At 58.9% G+C, this 18667-nt stretch carries 21 protein-coding genes and 1 pseudogene; 13 read left to right on the top strand and 9 right to left on the bottom strand.

What is annotated here, in order from left to right:
* Nucleotides 1–27 precede the first annotated feature (27 nt).
* Nucleotides 28–981 (bottom strand): site-specific tyrosine recombinase XerD, encoded by a 954-nt coding sequence (gene xerD / locus GAO09_RS17550; RefSeq protein ID WP_153355346.1) that lies wholly within the window; start codon nt 979–981, stop codon nt 28–30.
* Nucleotides 982–997: 16 nt separating this feature from the next.
* On the bottom strand, nt 998–1168 hold the full coding sequence (locus tag GAO09_RS29685) for a hypothetical protein (protein ID WP_209018751.1): 171 nt from the start codon (nt 1166–1168) through the stop codon (nt 998–1000).
* Between the two features lie 233 nt (nt 1169–1401).
* Here GAO09_RS29685 and GAO09_RS17545 point away from each other — a divergent pair, with 233 nt between their 5' ends.
* The 3 genes and pseudogenes from GAO09_RS17545 to GAO09_RS17535 all read left to right on the top strand — a co-directional run.
* Nucleotides 1402–1998, top strand: coding sequence for a shikimate kinase (locus GAO09_RS17545; RefSeq protein ID WP_153355344.1), 597 nt, complete (start codon nt 1402–1404; stop codon nt 1996–1998).
* A 23-nt stretch (nt 1999–2021) separates the two neighbouring features.
* Nucleotides 2022–3155 carry a 3-dehydroquinate synthase gene (gene aroB / locus GAO09_RS17540; RefSeq protein ID WP_153355342.1) on the top strand — a complete coding sequence of 378 codons (1134 nt, stop codon included), beginning with the start codon at nt 2022–2024 and terminating at the stop codon, nt 3153–3155.
* Nucleotides 3156–3175: 20 nt separating this feature from the next.
* Nucleotides 3176–4030 (top strand): annotated as a pseudogene (locus GAO09_RS17535) (HlyC/CorC family transporter); the annotation flags it as partial.
* Between the two features lie 18 nt (nt 4031–4048).
* On the opposite strand, the gene GAO09_RS17530 reads toward GAO09_RS17535, so the two are convergent.
* Entirely contained in the window at nt 4049–4330 is a 282-nt protein-coding gene (locus GAO09_RS17530) for a BolA family protein (RefSeq protein ID WP_153355338.1), read from the bottom strand.
* 103 nt (nt 4331–4433) lie between these two features.
* Between GAO09_RS17530 and GAO09_RS17525 the strand changes: the two genes are divergently transcribed.
* The 5 genes from GAO09_RS17525 to GAO09_RS17505 all read left to right on the top strand — a co-directional run bounded on the left by GAO09_RS17525 (nt 4434) and on the right by GAO09_RS17505 (nt 9664).
* Complete coding sequence (locus tag GAO09_RS17525) at nt 4434–5060, top strand: J domain-containing protein (RefSeq protein WP_153355336.1); 627 nt, start codon at nt 4434–4436, stop codon at nt 5058–5060.
* 66 nt (nt 5061–5126) lie between these two features.
* Nucleotides 5127–6119 (top strand): cobaltochelatase subunit CobS, encoded by a 993-nt coding sequence (gene cobS / locus GAO09_RS17520; protein WP_153355334.1) that lies wholly within the window; start codon nt 5127–5129, stop codon nt 6117–6119.
* A gap of 18 nt (nt 6120–6137) precedes the next feature.
* Entirely contained in the window at nt 6138–8030 is a 1893-nt protein-coding gene (gene cobT / locus GAO09_RS17515) for a cobaltochelatase subunit CobT (RefSeq protein ID WP_153355332.1), read from the top strand.
* 65 nt (nt 8031–8095) lie between these two features.
* Nucleotides 8096–9052, top strand: a complete 957-nt coding sequence (locus tag GAO09_RS17510) for an esterase-like activity of phytase family protein (RefSeq protein WP_209018750.1) — start codon at nt 8096–8098, stop codon at nt 9050–9052.
* Between the two features lie 45 nt (nt 9053–9097).
* The gene (locus GAO09_RS17505) at nt 9098–9664 is read left to right on the top strand and encodes an ATP-binding protein (protein WP_153355323.1); all 567 of its coding nucleotides are present in this window, start codon (nt 9098–9100) and stop codon (nt 9662–9664) included.
* On the opposite strand, the gene GAO09_RS17500 is transcribed toward GAO09_RS17505, so the two are convergent.
* The gene (locus GAO09_RS17500; RefSeq protein ID WP_153355321.1) at nt 9651–10286 is read right to left on the bottom strand and encodes a queuosine precursor transporter; all 636 of its coding nucleotides are present in this window, start codon (nt 10284–10286) and stop codon (nt 9651–9653) included. The genes GAO09_RS17505 and GAO09_RS17500 overlap by 14 nt on opposite strands.
* Before the next feature lie 109 nt (nt 10287–10395).
* Complete coding sequence (rpmB, locus tag GAO09_RS17495) at nt 10396–10686, bottom strand: 50S ribosomal protein L28 (RefSeq protein ID WP_112728178.1); 291 nt, start codon at nt 10684–10686, stop codon at nt 10396–10398.
* Between the two features lie 233 nt (nt 10687–10919).
* Here rpmB and GAO09_RS17490 point away from each other — a divergent pair, with 233 nt between their 5' ends.
* On the top strand, nt 10920–11693 hold the full coding sequence (locus GAO09_RS17490) for a DUF3108 domain-containing protein (protein ID WP_153355319.1): 774 nt from the start codon (nt 10920–10922) through the stop codon (nt 11691–11693).
* Between the two features lie 384 nt (nt 11694–12077).
* On the opposite strand, the gene GAO09_RS17485 is transcribed toward GAO09_RS17490, so the two are convergent.
* Both GAO09_RS17485 and gloB read right to left on the bottom strand, forming a co-directional pair.
* Nucleotides 12078–12503: a cupin domain-containing protein gene (locus tag GAO09_RS17485; RefSeq protein ID WP_153355317.1), complete on the bottom strand. Its 426-nt coding sequence runs from the start codon at nt 12501–12503 to the stop codon at nt 12078–12080.
* Nucleotides 12503–13273 carry a hydroxyacylglutathione hydrolase gene (gene gloB / locus GAO09_RS17480; protein ID WP_153355315.1) on the bottom strand — a complete coding sequence of 257 codons (771 nt, stop codon included), beginning with the start codon at nt 13271–13273 and terminating at the stop codon, nt 12503–12505. Before gloB ends, GAO09_RS17485 begins: the two co-directional genes overlap by 1 nt.
* Nucleotides 13274–13361: 88 nt before the next feature.
* Between gloB and GAO09_RS17475 the strand changes: the two genes are divergently transcribed.
* The 3 genes from GAO09_RS17475 to GAO09_RS17465 all read left to right on the top strand — a co-directional run bounded on the left by GAO09_RS17475 (nt 13362) and on the right by GAO09_RS17465 (nt 16237).
* Entirely contained in the window at nt 13362–14105 is a 744-nt protein-coding gene (locus GAO09_RS17475) for a class I SAM-dependent methyltransferase (protein WP_153355313.1), read from the top strand.
* 96 nt (nt 14106–14201) lie between these two features.
* Nucleotides 14202–15311: a histidinol-phosphate transaminase gene (gene hisC / locus GAO09_RS17470; protein WP_153355311.1), complete on the top strand. Its 1110-nt coding sequence runs from the start codon at nt 14202–14204 to the stop codon at nt 15309–15311.
* Complete coding sequence (locus tag GAO09_RS17465) at nt 15308–16237, top strand: prephenate/arogenate dehydrogenase family protein (protein WP_153355309.1); 930 nt, start codon at nt 15308–15310, stop codon at nt 16235–16237. Before hisC ends, GAO09_RS17465 begins: the two co-directional genes overlap by 4 nt.
* On the opposite strand, the gene GAO09_RS17460 is transcribed toward GAO09_RS17465, so the two are convergent.
* Nucleotides 16238–17239, bottom strand: coding sequence for a DUF2125 domain-containing protein (locus tag GAO09_RS17460; RefSeq protein WP_153355307.1), 1002 nt, complete (start codon nt 17237–17239; stop codon nt 16238–16240).
* A gap of 45 nt (nt 17240–17284) precedes the next feature.
* On the opposite strand from GAO09_RS17460, the gene GAO09_RS17455 reads away from it, so the two are divergent.
* Complete coding sequence (locus GAO09_RS17455) at nt 17285–17836, top strand: gamma-glutamylcyclotransferase (RefSeq protein WP_153355305.1); 552 nt, start codon at nt 17285–17287, stop codon at nt 17834–17836.
* Here GAO09_RS17455 and GAO09_RS17450 read toward each other — a convergent pair whose 3' ends face one another.
* Nucleotides 17837–18628 (bottom strand): lysophospholipid acyltransferase family protein, encoded by a 792-nt coding sequence (locus tag GAO09_RS17450; protein WP_153355303.1) that lies wholly within the window; start codon nt 18626–18628, stop codon nt 17837–17839.
* Between the last annotated feature and the right edge of the window lie 39 nt (nt 18629–18667).

Below are 18667 nucleotides of genomic sequence, written 5' to 3'. Positions count from 1 at the left end.
TGATGGATGGCCGCGCTTTTGACCGCTCTAATCCCGGTTTTTGGCCTGTTTTGCAAGAGGGTGATGCGTTTCCACCAGTTCACGAAGTCTTTCTTCCAGAACATGTGTGTATATCTGAGTGGTGGAAATGTCCGAATGGCCAAGCAGTTCCTGCACGACGCGCAGGTCTGCGCCATTGGCGAGAAGATGGCTGGCAAAGGCATGGCGCAGCACGTGCGGGGAAATTGCCGAGGGAGGCAGGCCTGCCCGGATGGCCAGATCCTTCAGATCGCGGGCAAAAACCTGGCGCGGCAAAAATCCGTCCTTGCCGGAAGAGGGAAAAAGCCAGGGGCTTTCTTCGGTTTTTTCCTTCTGGCGTGCGGCGGCTTCCGTCTTGGCTGCGCCATAAACCCGCATCGCTTCGATTGCGGCACGTGACAGCGGCACCAGTCTTTCCTTGTTGCCCTTGCCCTTGATCATCAGGAAACGGCCCTCCTGATCCAGCACGCGCGCAGGAAGTGAGACAAGCTCGCTGACACGCATGCCCGTCGCATAAAGAAGTTCGAGCAACGCCAGCATGCGCAACCGCGACAGCCGGCCGGGGGAGGGATCTTCCGCCTCGCTTGCTGCCTGGGCCAGAAGCTTGCCGACATGATCTTCGCTGAGTGTTTTCGGCAGCGAGCGGCCTTTCTTCGGGGCATCAAGAATGGCAGTCGGATCGTCGCCGCGTAGACCTTCCGCGTACAGAAATTTGTAGAATTGCCGCATGGCAGACAGTCTTCTTGCCTGCGAGGAGGCGGCAAAACCCTGACGACCAAGATGCGCAAGATAACCGGACAGATCATTGCTCTGAGCAAGCACGAGCGTCTGTTTCTTGCCGAGAAATTCGCGAAGGTCGGTGAGATCGCGCTCATAGGATAAGAGCGTGTTGGCGGCGGCGCCTCGCTCCGCACTCATCATCTCGAGAAAAGCTTCAAGATGTGCGCCAGACAGATCCATCATGCCCGGTCCAGTGTGTTCAAGGTCGTGCCGGAGCTGTCGGCGCCGGCGGGTTCAGGCGTTCGGAGGGTACGCGCACGGTTACGTCGCGCTCCTTTGGTTGCACCAGCAGGACCAGCGCCATCATGCTTCCGTAGATCACCCCCGCGATGACGGCCAGGATGAAGAGAAACCGGAAGAGTGTGGGCATGCGTGGCTCCGTTTGATTGGGCCCTTTATGAGCAAAGCCTTGCAGCAAGGCAAGCCGCGATCGTTTGGCGTTCGGGCGTTCGATATTCGATTTTATCTCCGCGTTGCAGGCTTGCTGCGTCGCGCTGTGCAGTTGCCTCGGTTGCATCTTTCAGGTGACAAGCCTTGACGCTGCCGGTGCATTTGTCGATAGGGTTTTCTATGGAAGACCCCAAGGAACAGGCACACCCGGCAATGACCGATCTTGTTATGCCCGAGGCGCTCACGGTAGCGCCGTCGCTGAGCGACAGGGCGCGCGAAGCACTCGGCGGCCGCAGCCTGATTTTCGTCGGTCTGATGGGGGCCGGCAAGTCGGCGATTGGTCGTTTGGTGGCGCAACAACTTGCCCTGCCTTTTGTGGATACCGATGCCGAAATCGAAAGGGTTTCGCGCATGACGATTTCTGAATTGTTTGCCACCTACGGCGAAACCGAATTCCGTGCGCTGGAAGCGCGCGTGATGGAGCGTCTCCTGCATCAGTCGCAGCGTGTCATTTCGACTGGCGGCGGCGCCTTTATCAATGAGCAGACGCGTGGGCATATCAAGGCGGGTGGCCTGTCGATCTGGCTGCGTGCCGATCTCGATCTTTTGTGGGACCGTGTGCGCAAACGGGATACCCGGCCTCTTCTGAAAACGGAAAATCCCAAACAGACGCTCGAAAACCTGATGAGCCAGCGTTATCCAATCTATGAGGAAGCCGAGTTGACGGTTGAGTCAGCCGACGTGCGCAAGGAAACCATGGCGCATAATGTGCTGGCTGCCATCGCGGGGCTTTCTGCGCGCGGCCGGTAATACAGCATTGGAAAGTGATTGAAATGACGACGTCTTCTTCGCAGGTGGCCGAGAAACTTGTTCATGTACCCCTCGGCGAACGGGCTTACGACATCCTGATCGGTCCCGGTCTGATCGGACGTGCGGGCGGTGAGATCACCAGCCGCATCAAGGGCCGCAAGGCTGCCATCGTCACCGATGAAAATGTTGCTCCGCTTTACCTGGAAGCGTTGACGGATGCGTTGCAGACGGATGGTATCGAGGTCGCTTCCCTTACGCTGCCGGCCGGTGAAAAGACCAAAAGCCTCGATCATCTGGCTGCCGTCTGCGATATGGCGCTGGCGGCCCGTATCGAGCGCAATGATGCGATCATCGCGCTCGGCGGCGGCGTGATCGGCGATCTGGCCGGTTTCGCTGCCGGCATCGTGCGTCGCGGCGTGCGTTTCGTGCAGATCCCGACCTCGCTGCTTTCGCAGGTCGACAGTTCGGTCGGCGGCAAGACGGGCGTCAATTCGCGCCACGGCAAAAACCTGCTTGGCGTCTTCCATCAGCCGGATCTGGTTCTTGCCGATACCGATACGCTCAACACGCTGAGCGAACGCGAATTCCGTGCTGGTTATGCCGAAGTTGCCAAATACGGACTGATCGACAAGCCGGACTTTTTCGAGTGGCTGGAAAAGAACTGGAAGCAAGTCTTTTCCGGTGGCCCTGCTCGCGCCGAGGCGATCGCCATCAGCTGCCAGGCGAAATCAGATGTCGTTGTCGAGGACGAATTTGAAAATGGACGCCGGGCGCTGCTCAATCTCGGCCATACCTTTGGTCACGCGTTAGAAGCGGCGACGCAGTATGACAGCAGCCGTCTCGTGCATGGCGAAGGTGTCGCCATCGGCATGGCGCTGGCCTATCGTTTTTCCGCGCGCCTGAACCTGGCTAGCCCCGATGATGCCGAGCGTGTCGAGGCGCATCTGAAAGCCGTCGGTCTGCCGACGCGTATCAGCGATATTCCGGGCGAGGCGTTGCCGGTCGAACGGTTGATGGAAGCGATTGCACAGGACAAGAAGGTCAAGAGCGGCAAGCTTACCTTCATCCTCACCCGTGGCATTGGCCAGTCCTATGTGGCCGATGACGTGGCGGCGTCGGAAGTCCTCACCTTCCTGGAGTTGCAGAAGGCACGATGACGTCGAACAAAGGGTTCAGGTCACGCTTCGTCAATGCTCTCGTACGCGGCATGCTGCGTGCGACGGGCACGACACTGACCCTTTCGACGCTCAAGCTCGCTTCTCATGACGACCTGCACGAAGCTCTCGACGAAGTGCATCGTGAGGGCAATTTCGATCAGCAGGATCGTGATCGCCTGAGTGGCCTTTTCGGTCTTGAAGAACTCGAAGTGTCCGACGTGATGGTGCATCGCATGGCGATGCGCGCCATCAACGCTGCCGATCCACCGGAGCAGGTGGTTCGGACCGTGCTGGAAAGCCCCTATACGCGCATGCCGGTCTGGCGTGGTTCGACGGAAAACATCGTTGGCGTCATCCACGCTAAGGATCTGTTGCGGGCACTGTCCGAGCCGGATGTGCGACCGGAGACGGTCGATATCGTCAAGGTCGCGCAAAAGCCCTGGTTTGTGCCGGATACGACCAGCCTCAAGGATCAGCTCAACGCCTTTCTGCGCCGCAAGGTGCATATGGCTGTGGTTGTCGACGAATACGGCGAGATGCAGGGCATCGTCACGCTGGAAGATATCATCGAGGAAATTGTCGGCGATATCGCCGATGAACATGATCCTTCGCTGCAGGGCGTGCGACAGGATGCGGATGGTTCGATCATCGTCGATGGCTCGGTGTCGATCCGCGATCTCAACCGTGCGCTTGGCTGGAGCCTGCCCGATACGGAAGCGACAACGATTGCCGGCCTCGTCATCCACGAATCGAAACTGATCCCGGAAGAGCGGCAGGCTTTCACTTTTTATGAGAAGCGTTTCATCGTGCTGAAGCGCGAAAAGAATCGCATCACCCGCCTGCGTATCCGGCCGGCGGTCGCGCCAATCCAGTAAATAGCGCTCGCGCGATTGTTACCAGCGGGTCGGCTCGCCGGGTGCTGATGCTTCGACTGCCAAAGCATGCAGACCGGCTTGAAGTTCGGGCTTAAGAATATCATTTATGATCCGGTGCCGCTCGATGCGGCTCTTTCCCTCGAAGGCTTTCGACACGATGCGCACGCGCATGTGAGTGCCGTCCTGTCCGGCAAACTCCGGCTTGTGGCCGGCGTGCTGACGGCTTTCGTCTATCACGTCCAGCCGCTCCGGTTGCAGGGCATGTGTGAGGCTCGCTTCGATGCGGGCTTTTGCGGTCATGATTTTGCTCCGAAGCAGCTTGAAAGGGCACTCCAGAAACCAGCAGCAAAGGGATTTGTCAATTCTTGTCCTCTTCCTTTGTGCAGACCATAATGTGCGTCTGATGAACCTCGATTCAAAATATTTCGACCGTATCCGGACGCGCCGGAACCGAAAGCAGGAAGCTGCGCCAGAGGCGCCGACCTGCCAGTGGGACGGGTGCGAGAAGCCGGGCGCCCATCGTGCCCCTGTAGGCCGCAATGCCGAGGGCAAGTTCTTCATGTTCTGCTTCGAACATGTGAAGGACTATAACAAGGGCTATAACTATTTCTCCGGCCTGTCGGATAGCGAGATTGCCCGCTACCAGAAGGAGGCGATCACCGGTCATCGCCCGACGTGGTCGGTTGGTGTCAACAAGGACGTGAAGGACGCGCCCTTGCACGCGACCATGCGTTCGGGAAGTGCCGCCAGTCATAACCGCCTGAAAGACCCGTTCGGTTTCGTGCGCGAGGGGCGCGCCAGCGGTGGTCCGCGTTTCCCGCAGGAACGCAAGCTGAAGACCTTGGAACAAAAGGCTTTCGAGACGATGGAGCTGACAGCAGGTGCAACGTCTGCGGAGATCAAGAGCCGCTACAAGGAACTCGTCAAAAAGCATCACCCCGATGCCAATGGCGGCGATCGCGGATCGGAAGAACGTTTTCGCGCGGTAATTCAAGCATATCAGTTGTTGAAACAGTCTGGTTTCTGCTAAGCCGTAACGAACAGGATGCAGCATAGGATTGCTGCCGGGCTACGGACCGTCCGGCATGGAGTGGTGATGAGCAAAATTGATCTTGATATTTCCAATCTTCCCGACACGACCGTTTCGGTCAGAGACGTTTTCGGCATCGATACCGACCTGAAGGTTCCGGCCTACAGCAACAGCGACCCTTACGTTCCGGATCTTGATCCCGACTATCTTTTCGATCGCGACACGACGCTCGCCATCCTCGCCGGTTTTGCACATAACCGCCGCGTCATGGTCTCAGGTTTCCACGGCACGGGTAAATCGACCCATATCGAACAGGTCGCAGCCCGCCTGAACTGGCCTTGCGTGCGCGTCAACCTCGACAGCCATGTCAGCCGTATCGATCTCGTCGGCAAGGACGCCATCGTCCTGAAAGACGGCAAGCAGATCACCGAATTCAAGGACGGCATCCTGCCCTGGGCTTACCAGCACAATGTCGCTCTCGTGTTCGACGAATACGATGCCGGCCGCCCGGACGTGATGTTCGTCATTCAGCGCGTGCTGGAGAGTTCCGGTCGCCTGACCCTGCTCGACCAGAGCCGCGTCATTCGTCCTCACCCCGCTTTCCGCCTGTTCGCGACCGCCAACACCGTTGGTCTGGGCGATACTACCGGCCTCTATCACGGCACGCAGCAGATCAACCAGGCACAGATGGACCGCTGGTCGGTCGTCACCACGTTGAACTACCTGCCGCACCAGCAGGAAGTCGACATCGTCTCTGCGAAGGTCAAATCCTTCGGCAAGACCGCCGAGGGCCGCGAGACGATCTCCAAGATGGTCCGTATTGCCGACATGACCCGTTCGGCCTTCATCAACGGCGATCTGTCGACCGTGATGAGCCCGCGTACGGTCATCACCTGGGCGGAAAATGCGGAAATCTTTGGCGATGTCGCCTTTGCCTTCCGTGTGACCTTCCTCAACAAGTGCGACGAACTCGAGCGTACGCTGGTGGCCGAACAGTACCAGCGCGCCTTCGGTGTCGAGCTGAAGGAAAGCGCCGCCAACATCGTTCTCGGGGCTTAAACGCGCGGGAGCAGCAGCATGGCAGGTCGCGGAGACAATTCGAAGCCCAAGGCAGGCGGTCCGGTTGATACCGAGCCGTTGCGCCGGGCAATCACCGGATGCGTTCGCTCGGTTGCGGGCAGTGGCGAGGTGGAAGTCACCTTTGCCAATGAACGCCCCGGCATGGCTGGCGAGCGTATTCGCCTGCCGGAAATTTCGAAGCGCCCGACCGCGCATGAACTCGCCGTGACCCGTGGTCTCGGCGATTCGATGGCGCTGCGGCTTGCCTGCCACGATACCAGCGTGCACGCCAAGATGGCGCCGCAGGGTTCCGATGCCCGCGCTGTCTTCGATGCCGTTGAACAGGCGCGCGTCGAATCGATCGGTTCTCTGCGCATGGCTGGCATGGCCGGCAATATCGGCAGCATGAATGCCGAAAAATATGCCAAGGCGAATTTCTCCGGAATCGAGCGTCAGGACGACGCGCCGATCGGCGAGGCCATGGCTATGCTGGTTCGCGAAAAGTTGACGGGCCAGAAACCGCCGGAAAGTGCGGGCAAGGTGCTTGATCTCTGGCGTCCGTTCATCGAGGACAAGGCGGCAAGCGATCTCGATGGTCTGCGCACTGCCATGGAAGACCAGCAGGCATTCGCCAAGCTGATCCGCCATATGCTGTCCTCCATGCAGATGGCCGAGGATATCGGCGATGACGATACCGAAGCCGAAGAACTCGACAATCCCAGCGAGGAAGATCAGGCCCGCAGCAACGAGACCGAAAACGAAGAGGTCGAGGAAGAGGCGGGATCGGACGCGGCCCCGGCCGAACAGAGCCAGGCCGCCGAAGACGAGATGGACGACGGCGAGATGGACGGCGCCGAAATCTCCGACGACGACATGTCGGAGGAGAGCGACGAACATTCCGAGACGCCCGGCGAAACCAAGCGTCCCAACAGCCCGTTCGATGATTTCAACGAGAAGGTCGACTACAAGATCTTCACCAAGGAATTCGACGAGGAAATTACCGCCGAGGAGCTTTGCGACGAGGCTGAACTCGACCGCCTGCGCGCCTTCCTCGACAAGCAGCTTGCGCATCTGCAGAGCGCCGTTGGTCGTCTGGCCAACCGTCTGCAGCGTCGCCTGATGGCGCAGCAGAACCGTTCCTGGGACTTTGATCTGGAAGAAGGTTATCTCGATCCGGCTCGTCTCGTACGCCTAGTCATCGACCCGATGCAGCCTTTGTCCTTCAAGAGAGAACGCGACACCAAATTTCGCGATACGGTCGTGTCTCTGGTCATCGACAATTCAGGCTCGATGCGTGGTCGTCCGATCACTGTTGCGGCGAGCTGCGCCGATATTCTGGCGCGCACGCTTGAACGGTCCGGCGTCAAGGTCGAGATTCTCGGTTTCACGACGAAAGCCTGGAAGGGCGGACAGAGCCGTGAGAACTGGTTGGCGAGCGGGAAGCCGGCAACACCCGGTCGCCTCAATGATCTGCGCCATATCATCTACAAGTCTGCCGATGCGCCTTGGCGCCGTTCGCGCCGCAATCTCGGCCTGATGATGCGGGAAGGCCTGCTCAAGGAGAACATCGACGGCGAAGCGCTGATGTGGGCGCATAACCGCCTGATCAATCGCCGTGAGCAGCGCAAGATCCTGATGATGATTTCCGATGGCGCGCCGGTCGACGATTCGACGCTGTCGGTTAATCCGGGCAATTATCTGGAACGGCATCTGCGCGCCGTCATCGAACAGATCGAAACACGTTCGCCCGTCGAACTGCTGGCCATCGGTATCGGTCACGACGTCACACGCTATTACCGCAAGGCTGTCACCATCGTGGATGCGGACGAGCTCGCCGGCGCGATGACCGAACAGCTCGCTTCGCTATTTGAAGAAAACGCGGGTACCGGCCGCGGCCGTCGCGCGGGTTGAGAGCCAACCCGCGTATGCGCCACAGGTTTTTGGGTCTTCGTATTTCAGTCGTCGCAGCCACGCTGATGACGGTTTCTCCGCTGGCGTTGAAGGCGGCGGAGGTCGATGCGCCGATCAAGGCGCGTGCTTTCCATGAGTTCAAGTCCGACAAGCCGGACAATAAATTTGGTGCGCTCGAATTTCTCGGTGGCATCGAATACACCTCTGTCAACGATCTCGTCGGCGCCGTCTCGGGTATCCGTTTCCGGCCGGATGGAAAAAGTTTTGTCGCTGTGCTCGATACCGGTCACTGGATGACCGGCATGATCGAGCGCGACGGGCAGGGGCGTCTCTCGGGGATGCTTGATGTTCGCATCTTGCCCATGGTTGATGCCAGTGGTCGTGAACCACGCTCCAAGGGCGATATCGATGCCGAGGGCGTGACGCTTCGCGATGGCGAGGTTATCGTCAGTTTCGAACGCCGCCATCGTGTGGATGTCTATCCCGATCCCAGTTTTGAAACGTCACGTCCGAAAAAGACGTTGGATTTTCTCATTCCGCGTCGGGAATTGCGTGCCAATGGCGGGCTGGAAACAGTCGTCTCCGCGCCCCAAACCAGTCCGCTTGCCGGTGCCATTGTCGTCGTTGCGGAAAAAAGCGTCGATGACGCTGGCAATTTTTATGCGGCCATTCTGGAAGGGCCGCGTAAGGGGCAGTTCAAGGTAAAGCGTCACCATCCGTTTGATATCACCGATGGCGCGTTTCTACCGAATGGCGATCTGGTCCTGCTAGAGCGTTCCTTCAGCGTGCTTGGCGGCGTCGGCATGCGCATTCGGCGCATGGATGGCGATAGCCTGAAGCCGGGAGCTCTGGTGGATGGCGAGATGTTGATCGAGGCCGATATGGGCCAGCAGATAGACAATATGGAAGGTATCGATGTGGTGGCTGGGCCGGATGGCGTGCCGCATCTGATCGTCGTGTCCGACGACAATCATTCCATTTTTCAGCGCAACCTGATGCTGGAGTTCCGGTTGAACCCTTGAGGCGGCTTCTCTATCCTTCGCTTCCAGCGGTTTTGGAGGAGAAAGATGGTTCGAATTCATGTCATGGGCGCATCTGGCTCCGGCACGACCTCGCTCGGTATGGTGCTGGCGGAAAAGCTCGGCATTCCGCATCTCGATTCCGATGATTTTTACTGGATGCCGACCAACCCGCCTTATACGACGCCGCGCGAGGTCGGTGCGCGTGTTGCCATGCTGGAAGAGCGGGCTTTGCCGGATGATGGATGGGTGCTGACCGGCTCGGCCCTCAAATGGGGCATGTCGATAGAGCCGTTTTATCAGTTGATCGTCTTCCTGAGGCTGGATCCGGCTGTGCGCATGGAGCGCATTCGCAAGCGGGAAGCAGCGCGTTATGGCGCAAGGATCGCTGCCAGTGGCGACATGGCGCATAAGAGCCAGGCATTTCTGGAATGGGCGGAAAGTTACGATACGGCCGGGCCGCAGCAGCGCAGCCTTGCCGCGCATGAGGCGTGGCTAGAGACGCAGACAGCCCCCGTTTTGCGGCTCGATTCGATCAATGCGGTGACGGAATTGGCCGAAGCCGTTCTCCGCCACCCGATTGTTCAGGCAAAGGCTAATCTTAGCGGGCTGTAACCTGCTGCATCGGCTTCAGCACGTTCATCAGCGCGCCATAGGGCAGCAGCAGAACGACACCGACCACGATCTTGACCACGAGGTCACCCAGTGCCCAGGAGATCCAGCGTGGCGCTTCCGTTGCCATGACGCCAAGGATCGGAGCCGGTGCCACGGCAAAATCGAGGTTGGGGCCGATGAAGGCAAAGAAGGGTGCAAAGGCGAGCGAGAAGAACAGGGCGGTGTCGATGATCGTACCGATCATCGAGGCGGCCAAAGGGGCCTTCCACCACGACTTGCGGCGCAGTTCGTTGAAGACGGAAATGTCGAGCAGCTGACCGATCAGGAATGCTGTGCCGGAGGCGATCGCGATGCGCGGTTCCGACAGCCAGAACGACAGCGCAACGCCGACGACGAACCCGACGAGCACGATGCGGCGGGCAATGGCCGGGCCGAACTGGCGGTTGGCAAGGTCGGTGACGAGAAAGGCGACCGGATAGGTGAAGGCGCCCCAGGTCAGAAGATCGCCAAGGGCTATGCCCCATAGCGTTCCCGTCAGATGAAACTGGACGAGAATATTGGACGCGACCACGATGGCGGCCATGACGAGGGCATAGATGAGGGTATGACGTTGCGTCAGCATTTTTTTTATCCTGGGAGATGCCACCAGTTGGAATAAAGCAAAGGAAAAGGCCTGTGCGAGAAACGCCCAAGCCTTCACCAGAACCGATGATGTATAATACTGAAGCTTATTAAGCTGCTTCAGCAGTCTTCTTGACGATCTGGCGGCGCAGCAGACGGGCGCGCATCGACAGTTCGGTTTCGTCAGCCTTGACGAGGAATGCGTCGAGGCCACCACGATGCTCGACCGAGCGCAGGGCGTGAGCCGAAACGCGCAGACGGAAACGCTGGCCGAGAGCGTCGGAGATCAGCGTAACCTGGCACAGGTTCGGCAGAAAGCGACGACGGGTACGGTTGTTGGCGTGGCTGACGTTATTGCCGGTCATTACGCCCTTGCCGGTCAGTTCACACACACGGGACATGAGTACACCTTTGTTCTTCTGCAATTAGAGGCTACTTTCAGGCAATGCCTGATAAGCCGATCCAACTGGTCCTGATTGGAAAGTTGCGGTTCTATAGTCAGTGGGGCCGCGCGCGTCAAGCCAAACCTTCAACCGAATCGGGATAATCCCGGTTCAGGCACCGCAAGCCGCTATTTTCTTGCCATAGTGGCACGTCTATATGACATCAACTTTTCTCGTTCCAGGATTGTTTCATGGTCGCCAAGACTTCCGTCGCATTCGCCGCCGTCGTCATCGCTGTCGCTGCGGCCTCGTCCGGCAGTGCTGCCGAAATCCGCCATACGAGTGAATACAGCGTCTCGCTCGGTATCCTGCCGGTGGCTCGCATGTCCTTCGCCAGTTCGTTCGACGACAAGTCCTATACGATCAATGGCCGTTTCAGTTCCGCAGGCATTGTCGACGTGATTGCGAAAACCTCTGCGGAAACAACCGTCAAGGGATCAATGCGCAGCGACCGGCTACAGGCCAACTCCTATTCGCTGGTCTATACGACGAAAAAGAAAACTCAGACTTATGATGTTCAATATCGCAACGGCAATGTCGTCTCGACATCAGTGAAGCCGGAGCCGAAGGCACGCCCGTCCACGTGGATCCCGGTGAGTGACCGCGATCTGCGCGCGGTGCTCGATCCGTTGTCCGGCATGATCTTCCCCGCCGATGCAAAAATATGCCCGAACAAGCTGCCGATCTATGACGGCGAGTCCCGGCTCGATCTGGTGCTGACGGCAAAGGGCACAGAAAAATTTTCCACGAACGGCTTCAAGGGCGAAGCCATCGTCTGCTCGATCCGCTATGTGCCGAAGTCCGGTTATCGAAAAGGTCGTTCGGATATCGAATATCTGAAGACTGTGTCGATGGAAGTCTGGTTCGCCAAGGCGGATGGTGCGAATGTCTATGCGCCGGTCTATGCCTATATTCCGACGCGGATGGGCCCGCTTTACGTGAAGGCGACGAAATACGGCGGGTAGGATTGATTGATGTCCGGCTTGGGGGAGTTCGGGAATGTCGGTCGTTCATAGCGAACAGACGAAATATATCTCCAACGCGTGTGATCGGGCATCGACATAGTGCCTGACTGTCGGTGTGTTGGCGCCGATCGCGGCTGCGATCTATGCGCCGACGGGTTCGATCGGAAATGCATTCCCGCTGGTCTTTGTAGGTGTCTGTCGGCTTTTCGCCGCAGCCATATTACATTTGTCGGGTACGACAATTCTGAGGCTGCGATGAACGGTTTGCAGATTTATGCATTTATCGTGCTGCCGCTCTCCATAGCGGCAGCCGGTTGGGCCTATGCCTGTTTCGGGTGCGCAACCACAAGCGTAAACACGGCGAGTAAGTCCAGCCCTTTGTGATCAACGCGGCTGCCAATCCGGCGGTGCCATCTCGAAACTTGCGAAATCAAAACCCGGCGCCACGGTGCAGCCGACAAGCGTGAATGCGCCGAGTGGTTCGGCCGCTTGCCAGGCATCAGCGGGCACCACGGCCTGCGGTCTTTGACCTGCCGAAAGATCGGTGCCGAGTGTTACGGTTTCCGTTTCATGCCCATCAGCGGAGATTTTCAGCAGCAACGGGTCGCCTGCATAAAAATGCCAGACCTCGGCGGCGTCACGCACCCTGTGCCAATGCGAACGCTCTCCGGCCTGCAACAAATAATAGATCGCGGTCGAGTGCCCGCGCGGCGCGCCATGGTCATCGCGAAACGTTTCGACATACCAGCCGCCTTCGGGATGTTTCTGCATGCCAAGCGTAGTGATGATCTCTTCTGCGTTGCCGCTCATCAGAAATTATCCTTGCGCTTGCGGATTTCGGCAAACACTTCCTCGTTGGTCTTGCCTTCCATGATCAGGTTGCGGCGGATCAATGGGTCCTTGGCGCGCAGGAAGGGATTGGTTTCCTTTTCCAGTCCCATCATGGTCGGGATCGTAAACCGGCCTTCGGCTCGCATCTCTTCGATCTGTGCTGCGCGGCGCTGCAGGACCTCGTTGTCCGGGTCGATGGTCAGCGCAAAACGAACATTGGACAGGGTGTATTCGTGACCGAAATAGATGGCGGTCTCGTCAGGCAGCACAGCCAGTTTCTGCAACGAATGCCACATGTCAGCGGCGGGGCGCTCAAACAGGCGGCCGCAGCCAAGGGCAAACAACGTGTCCGCAGCAAACAGCAGCTTGTCCTCGGAAAAATGGAAGCAGATATGACCAGCCGTGTGTCCGGGTGTCTCGATGACCCGCACCGGATGCTCGCCGAACATGAGTTCATCGCCATCTTCGACGCTGCGATCAAGACCCGGAATGGCGACGGCCTCGTTGATCGGGCCGATGATTTCCAGACCGAAGCGCGCCTTTAGCGCCAGATTGGCTTCTACATGGTCGGTGTGGTGATGGGTCGTGAAGATATGGCTGATGCTCCAGCCGCGCCGTTCGGCGGCGTCCACGATCGGCTTTTCTTCCGGCGCATCAATAGAGACGGTCAGCCCCGTCTCAGGGTCGTGCACGAGCACGCCATAATTATCGCTGCGGCATGAAAAGACTTCGATCTCCAGAGATTTCATCAGCCTGCCTCTCTTGTTTGAATGGCTTTTCGAACAATGTAGAGATTGGGGGCTTGAAGTCCAACAGCCGTTTGATAGCAAAATTGCCATGCACGCCGATATCGTAGACCTCCGTGAATTTTATCAGACCCCGCTTGGCCGCGTCGCCGAACAGTCGATCGCCATGGCTCTTTCGTCTCTCTGGGCACGATTGCCGGAGGAGCGGCTGGTGGGGCTGGGATACGTGGTTCCTTATCTTGATCGTTTCCGCAAGGATACCGAACGGACTTTTGCCTTCATGCCGGCAGGGCAGGGGGCGGTGAATTGGCCGCCGGGCGAACTGTCTTCCACGGCGCTTGTGTTCGACGAGGAACTGCCGTTGCCCGATTCCTCCATCGACCGCTTCCTGATGGTGCACTCGCTCGAATTTGCTGAAAATCCGCGTGAGACGCTAAAGGAAATCTGGCGTGTATTGGCGCCCGGCGGGCGTCTGGTCATCGTCGTGCCCAACCGTCGTGGTGTATGGGCGCGCATGGAGCACACGCCTTTTGGTTCCGGTCGGCCCTATTCGCGCGGCCAGTTGACCTCGCTTCTGCGCGAAAGCAATTTTACGCCGTCGGCGAGCGAAGAGGCTCTGTTCTTTCCGCCGTCGAAATTGCGGTTCCTGTTGAAGCTGCGGCATCTGTTCGAGCAGGGTGGGCGGCGCTTCTGGCCGGTGTTTTCGGGTGTCATCGTGGTGGAGGCGCAGAAGCGGCTCTATCAGGGACTTCCGGTGGCGGCGCGCGCATCGCGACGTGTCTTCGTGCCGGTTCTGGCGCCGCAAGGTGTGCCGAGCACACGCAACCGCGACTAACGACCTTCGCCACTCGACAAAAAGGCGCTTCCGTTTTATTGCCTCAGGGCAATCTTTCGCCGGCTTTTCCGGCGTATTCCCTGGAAGGTCTTTCCGATGAGCACCGAGATGATGAAGCCTGTTCCGCGCGCTGGTATCCTGGATATTGCCGCTTATGTGCCCGGCAAGGATCATGCGGACGGTGTGGCTCGCGTCTACAAGCTCTCGTCCAACGAAACGCCGCTCGGTGCCAGCCCCAAGGCGATCGAGGCATTTCGCGAGGCAGCCGGCAATCTCGAACTCTATCCTGATGGTCAGGCGCATGCCCTGCGCGAGGCGATCGCCTCGATCAATGGCCTGAACGCCGCCAACATTCTTTGCGGCAACGGTTCCGACGAACTGCTCGGCCTGCTCTGCCACGTCTATCTCGGCGCCGGCGATGAAGCCATTATCACCGAGCATGGTTTTCTCGTCTACAAGATCCAGATCATGGGCGCGGGCGCCACGCCGGTGACCGTTCCTGAAAAGGATTATACGGTTGACGTCGATGCGATCCTTGCGGCTGTCACGCCGAAGACAAAGCTCGTCTTCATCGCCAATCCGGGCAACCCGACGGGCACCTATGTGCCGGTTGCCGATATTCGTCGCCTGCAGGCCGGCCTGCCGAAGAATGTCATTCTCGTCCTTGATGCGGCTTATGCGGAATATGTCCGCCGCAATGATTACGAGGCCGGTATCGAGCTTGTCTCGTCCAACAGCAATGTCGTGATGTGCCGCACCTTCTCCAAGGTTTATGGTCTGGCGGCGCTGCGTATCGGCTGGATGTATGGCCCGCTCGAGGTTGTCGATGCGATGAACCGTGTGCGCGGTCCGTTCAACCTCAATGCGCCGGCGATCGCTGCCGGTGCCGCCGCCATGCGCGATCAGGCGTTTATCGGCACTGCCGTCGAATACAACAAGCTCTGGCTGGACAAGCTGACGCATGCCTTCGAGACGATCGGTCTCAAGGTGACGCCGTCCGTCACCAACTTCATCCTCATCCATTTCCCGGATGTCGATGGCAAGCGCGCACCGGATGCCGACGCATTCCTCACCAGCCGCGGTTACATCCTGCGCATGGTCAAAGGCTACGGTCTTCCAAACGCGCTGCGTATGACGGTCGGCCCTGAAGAAGCAAACCGCGGCGTTATCGAAACGCTCGGCGAGTTCATGGCGAAAACGGCATGACCGATCCGCAGTTCAATCGTATCGCCCTGATCGGTATCGGCTTGATCGGCTCTTCTATCGCTCGTGATGTGAAAGAGCTTGGCCTCGCTAATGACGTGGTGATTTCTTCCCGCAGCGCCGAGACGCTGAAGCGGGCCGAAGGACTTCAGCTTGGCACGCATTACGTTTCTTCCGCCGCCGAGGCGGTGAAGGATGCCGATCTGGTCATCGTGTCGGTACCCGTCGGTTCTTCCGGTGCTGTCGCTGAGCAGATCGCGCCGAACCTCAAGCCGGGCGCTATCCTCACCGATGTCGGCTCGACCAAGGCCTCGGTCATCGCCCAGATGGCGCCGTTTGTACCGGATGGCGTGCATTTCATTCCCGGCCACCCATTGGCGGGTACCGAAAAATCCGGCCCTGATGCCGGTTTTGCAGGCCTGTTCCGAGATCGCTGGTGCATCTTCACGCCATTGCCGGATACGGATGCTGAGGCGCTGGAGAAGCTCAAGGCGTTCTGGATTGCGCTCGGTTCTCGCGTCGATGACATGGACCCGCAGCACCATGACAAGGTGCTCGCCATCGTGTCGCACCTGCCGCATATCATTGCCTACAACATCGTCGGCACGGCCGATGATCTGGAGACGGTGACGGAATCGGAAGTCATCAAATATTCGGCCTCCGGTTTTCGCGACTTTACGCGTCTGGCCGCTTCCGATCCGACCATGTGGCGCGACATCTGCCTGCACAATAAGGATGCGATCCTTGAAATGCTGGCGCGGTTTTCGGAAGATCTCGCCTATCTGCAGCGGGCGATCCGCTGGGGTGAGGGTGACAAGCTTTTTGAGCTGTTCACCCGCACCCGCGATGTGCGCCGCTCCATCATCCAGGCCGGCCAGGATGTGGACGCGCCCGACTTCGGACGCCACGCGCTCGACCCGAAAAAATAATCAGATCGGCGGTATTTCACCGATTGCGATGAAGCCGCCGACCAGAACCTTGCCGTTCTTGATCGTGAAATCGATTGAGGCGCGGTCACCGCCGCCAAGGGCGGATAGCATGTTGGTGGCATTGTTCAGCATCGGGCCGATGCCGGGCACGACCGTCTCCAGACTTTGCTTCCACGCTTCCAGCTTTTCCACCCGCAGCTTCATCTTGCCGTTGATGCGGCCATCTGCGGTGACGCTGAACGGGCCTGACAGGCTGATGAGCCGGCCTTCGCCGAGATCGGCGGACAGGTTGCGGATCTCGCCTTCGGCGCCGTAAAGCGAGACATTGCGGTCGCTGCCATCGATCAGTCCCGCCTTGCCAGTCAGCGTCACATCGGCGCTGGTTGTCAGCGCCGGCAGGCCCTGGGGAAGGTTGGCACCCGTCAGGCTGGCATTGGTCACCGTCATCGCCGCATCGAGATCGGCGCCGTTCTGGCGAAGATGCATTTCCGTATTGGCCGCTGCAAAGTTGAATGTCTGGCCGGTCGCCGATGAGACGATGGCCGCTTGCAGCGCGTTGATGATCGTCGAAGAACGTTCGACGCCGCGGCCCTTGGCGGTCAGGCTCGATTGCAGGCTTTCCCATTGCGATGAAATGCTCAGGCCATGGCTGGTGCGGATTTCCGACGGCCCGTCCAGTTCCCATACCACGTGTTTGGGATCGTAGACCTGGGCTGCCGAACGCAGGCCTCCGAAGACGGCCGAGACGCCGTTGTTGCGGTCATCGACCGACACCTTTGAGCAGAACAGGCCGATACGGAACGGATAACCGCGATATTCGGCATCGCTGCATTCGGCGATGACGCCCGCCTTTTCCTGACTGCCGAGCAGGGTGAGGGTGCGTTCCTTCAGAAGCGATGCGGCATAAAACCAGCCACCCGTATAGACGCCGATCACCAGTACGATGATGGTTGCAAGGGTCCAAATTTTGCCGCTGACGCTCCGCCGGCTTGACGCTGCCATGATGTTCTCCAATGGTGCTTCGATTGCAGAGGTGTGGCGTCGGATATGGACGAATTTTGGGTGTTTGGCTACGGCTCGTTGATGTGGAATCCGGGCTTTGAATATGAAGAACGGATTGCCGCACGTGCATTCGGATACCGCAGGTCACTGTGTATCCGTTCCTTTGTCCATCGCGGAACGCCGGAAAATCCGGGTCTTGTCCTCGGTCTTGATCGCGGTGGTTCGTGCCGAGGCGTGGCTTTCAAGGTGCGGGAAGAGCTCCGTGATCCGGTCATGGCGTATTTGCGTGAACGCGAACTTGTGACGAATGTTTATCTGGAACGCATGTTGCCGTTGATGCTTGCAGACGGACGCCAGACGAAAGCCGTCGGCTATGTGGTTGACCGTGATCACAAGCAATATGCCGGTTCGCTGGGTGTCGAAGAGGCATCGCGTGTCGTGCACGCGTCCATCGGCCAGTCAGGCCCGAACGACGCATATGTGCTCAGCACACTTACTCACCTGCGTGAGATGGGCATCCGTGATCTGTGGCTTGAAGGGGTGGGCAGCCGGGTGGAAGCGCTGCAGCGGCAGGGCACCGCCGCGATTGATCCGTAATCAGGAAACAGTCTGCGCTTGCAGTTCCGCCAGACGTTTTACGGCAGACGGCGGCAGCGGCAGGTTCGGGTTGTCTATTGCGGTCTGCAGAAGCAGTTCGTCGCTTGCCTGTTCCAGTGTGGCGATCAGGTGGGTGAAGAACGCGTCCGGCTCCATGCCCGGCTGGATCGGCGGCAAGATCTTCACCTTGAAGCGGCCGGGATATTTGACCAGCTTGCGGCGGCCCCAGAACAGGCCCCAATGGGCGACGATCGGCACGACCGGAACCTGCATGTCGCGGTAGATGCGGGCGATGCCGTACCTATAGTCTGGCGTGTCTCCCGGCGCGCGGCGGGTGCCTTCGGGATAGATGATCAGCTGGCGTCCGGCATCCATTTCCTGTTTGGCACGCTTCATGACCTCGACCATGACCTTGCCGCGAGCACCGCGATTGACCGGAATCATTCGCTGCTTGGCGACATACCAGCCGAACAGCGGAATCCACATCAGTTCGCGCTTGAGGATATAAACCGGGTCGCGCTGGTAGGGCAGGAGCGCGAACGTATCCCAGGCCGACTGATGCTTCGGTGCGAAGATGCAGCCGGTTTCGGGAATGTTCTCCAGTCCCTCGATCTCGAATGTGGCGCCGACGATCTTTTCCATCAGCCAGTTCGAGGACGACGCCCATCCCCTTGGCACGAAAAAGGCCGGCTTGCGGGGCATCAGAAAATAGACGGGCGCGAAGATGATCATCCGCGTGATCATGTTGACGTAAAACGCGGTGTTGAACAGGATCGAACGCAAGAGCAGCATGAATGCATATCCGGATGGAGAGACATGCGGTGCCTACAC

The sequence above is a fragment of the Endobacterium cereale genome (assembly GCF_009617585.1).
Taxonomy (GTDB): Bacteria; Pseudomonadota; Alphaproteobacteria; order Rhizobiales; family Rhizobiaceae; genus Neorhizobium; species Neorhizobium cereale.
The sequence above is the reverse complement of the archived record's forward strand: the minus strand, read 5'-3'. Positions and strand labels throughout refer to the sequence as shown.

Coding starts and splice junctions, on each gene's coding strand:
- GAO09_RS17455 (WP_153355305.1), top strand. CDS start 17,285: ATGGACGAATTTTGGGTGTTTGGCTACGGCTCGTTGATGTGGAATCCG.
- cobS (WP_153355334.1), top strand. CDS start 5,127: ATGAGCAAAATTGATCTTGATATTTCCAATCTTCCCGACACGACCGTT.
- GAO09_RS17525 (WP_153355336.1), top strand. CDS start 4,434: ATGAACCTCGATTCAAAATATTTCGACCGTATCCGGACGCGCCGGAAC.
- GAO09_RS17505 (WP_153355323.1), top strand. CDS start 9,098: ATGGTTCGAATTCATGTCATGGGCGCATCTGGCTCCGGCACGACCTCG.
- GAO09_RS17475 (WP_153355313.1), top strand. CDS start 13,362: ATGCACGCCGATATCGTAGACCTCCGTGAATTTTATCAGACCCCGCTT.
- GAO09_RS17545 (WP_153355344.1), top strand. CDS start 1,402: ATGACCGATCTTGTTATGCCCGAGGCGCTCACGGTAGCGCCGTCGCTG.
- hisC (WP_153355311.1), top strand. CDS start 14,202: ATGAGCACCGAGATGATGAAGCCTGTTCCGCGCGCTGGTATCCTGGAT.
- GAO09_RS17465 (WP_153355309.1), top strand. CDS start 15,308: ATGACCGATCCGCAGTTCAATCGTATCGCCCTGATCGGTATCGGCTTG.
- xerD (WP_153355346.1), bottom strand. CDS start 981: ATGATGGATCTGTCTGGCGCACATCTTGAAGCTTTTCTCGAGATGATG.
- cobT (WP_153355332.1), top strand. CDS start 6,138: ATGGCAGGTCGCGGAGACAATTCGAAGCCCAAGGCAGGCGGTCCGGTT.
- GAO09_RS17485 (WP_153355317.1), bottom strand. CDS start 12,503: ATGAGCGGCAACGCAGAAGAGATCATCACTACGCTTGGCATGCAGAAA.
- aroB (WP_153355342.1), top strand. CDS start 2,022: ATGACGACGTCTTCTTCGCAGGTGGCCGAGAAACTTGTTCATGTACCC.
- GAO09_RS17500 (WP_153355321.1), bottom strand. CDS start 10,286: ATGCTGACGCAACGTCATACCCTCATCTATGCCCTCGTCATGGCCGCC.
- GAO09_RS17510 (WP_209018750.1), top strand. CDS start 8,096: ATGACGGTTTCTCCGCTGGCGTTGAAGGCGGCGGAGGTCGATGCGCCG.
- GAO09_RS17460 (WP_153355307.1), bottom strand. CDS start 17,239: ATGGCAGCGTCAAGCCGGCGGAGCGTCAGCGGCAAAATTTGGACCCTT.
- gloB (WP_153355315.1), bottom strand. CDS start 13,273: ATGAAATCTCTGGAGATCGAAGTCTTTTCATGCCGCAGCGATAATTAT.
- GAO09_RS17530 (WP_153355338.1), bottom strand. CDS start 4,330: ATGACCGCAAAAGCCCGCATCGAAGCGAGCCTCACACATGCCCTGCAA.
- GAO09_RS29685 (WP_209018751.1), bottom strand. CDS start 1,168: ATGCCCACACTCTTCCGGTTTCTCTTCATCCTGGCCGTCATCGCGGGG.
- rpmB (WP_112728178.1), bottom strand. CDS start 10,686: ATGTCCCGTGTGTGTGAACTGACCGGCAAGGGCGTAATGACCGGCAAT.
- GAO09_RS17490 (WP_153355319.1), top strand. CDS start 10,920: ATGGTCGCCAAGACTTCCGTCGCATTCGCCGCCGTCGTCATCGCTGTC.
- GAO09_RS17450 (WP_153355303.1), bottom strand. CDS start 18,628: ATGCTGCTCTTGCGTTCGATCCTGTTCAACACCGCGTTTTACGTCAAC.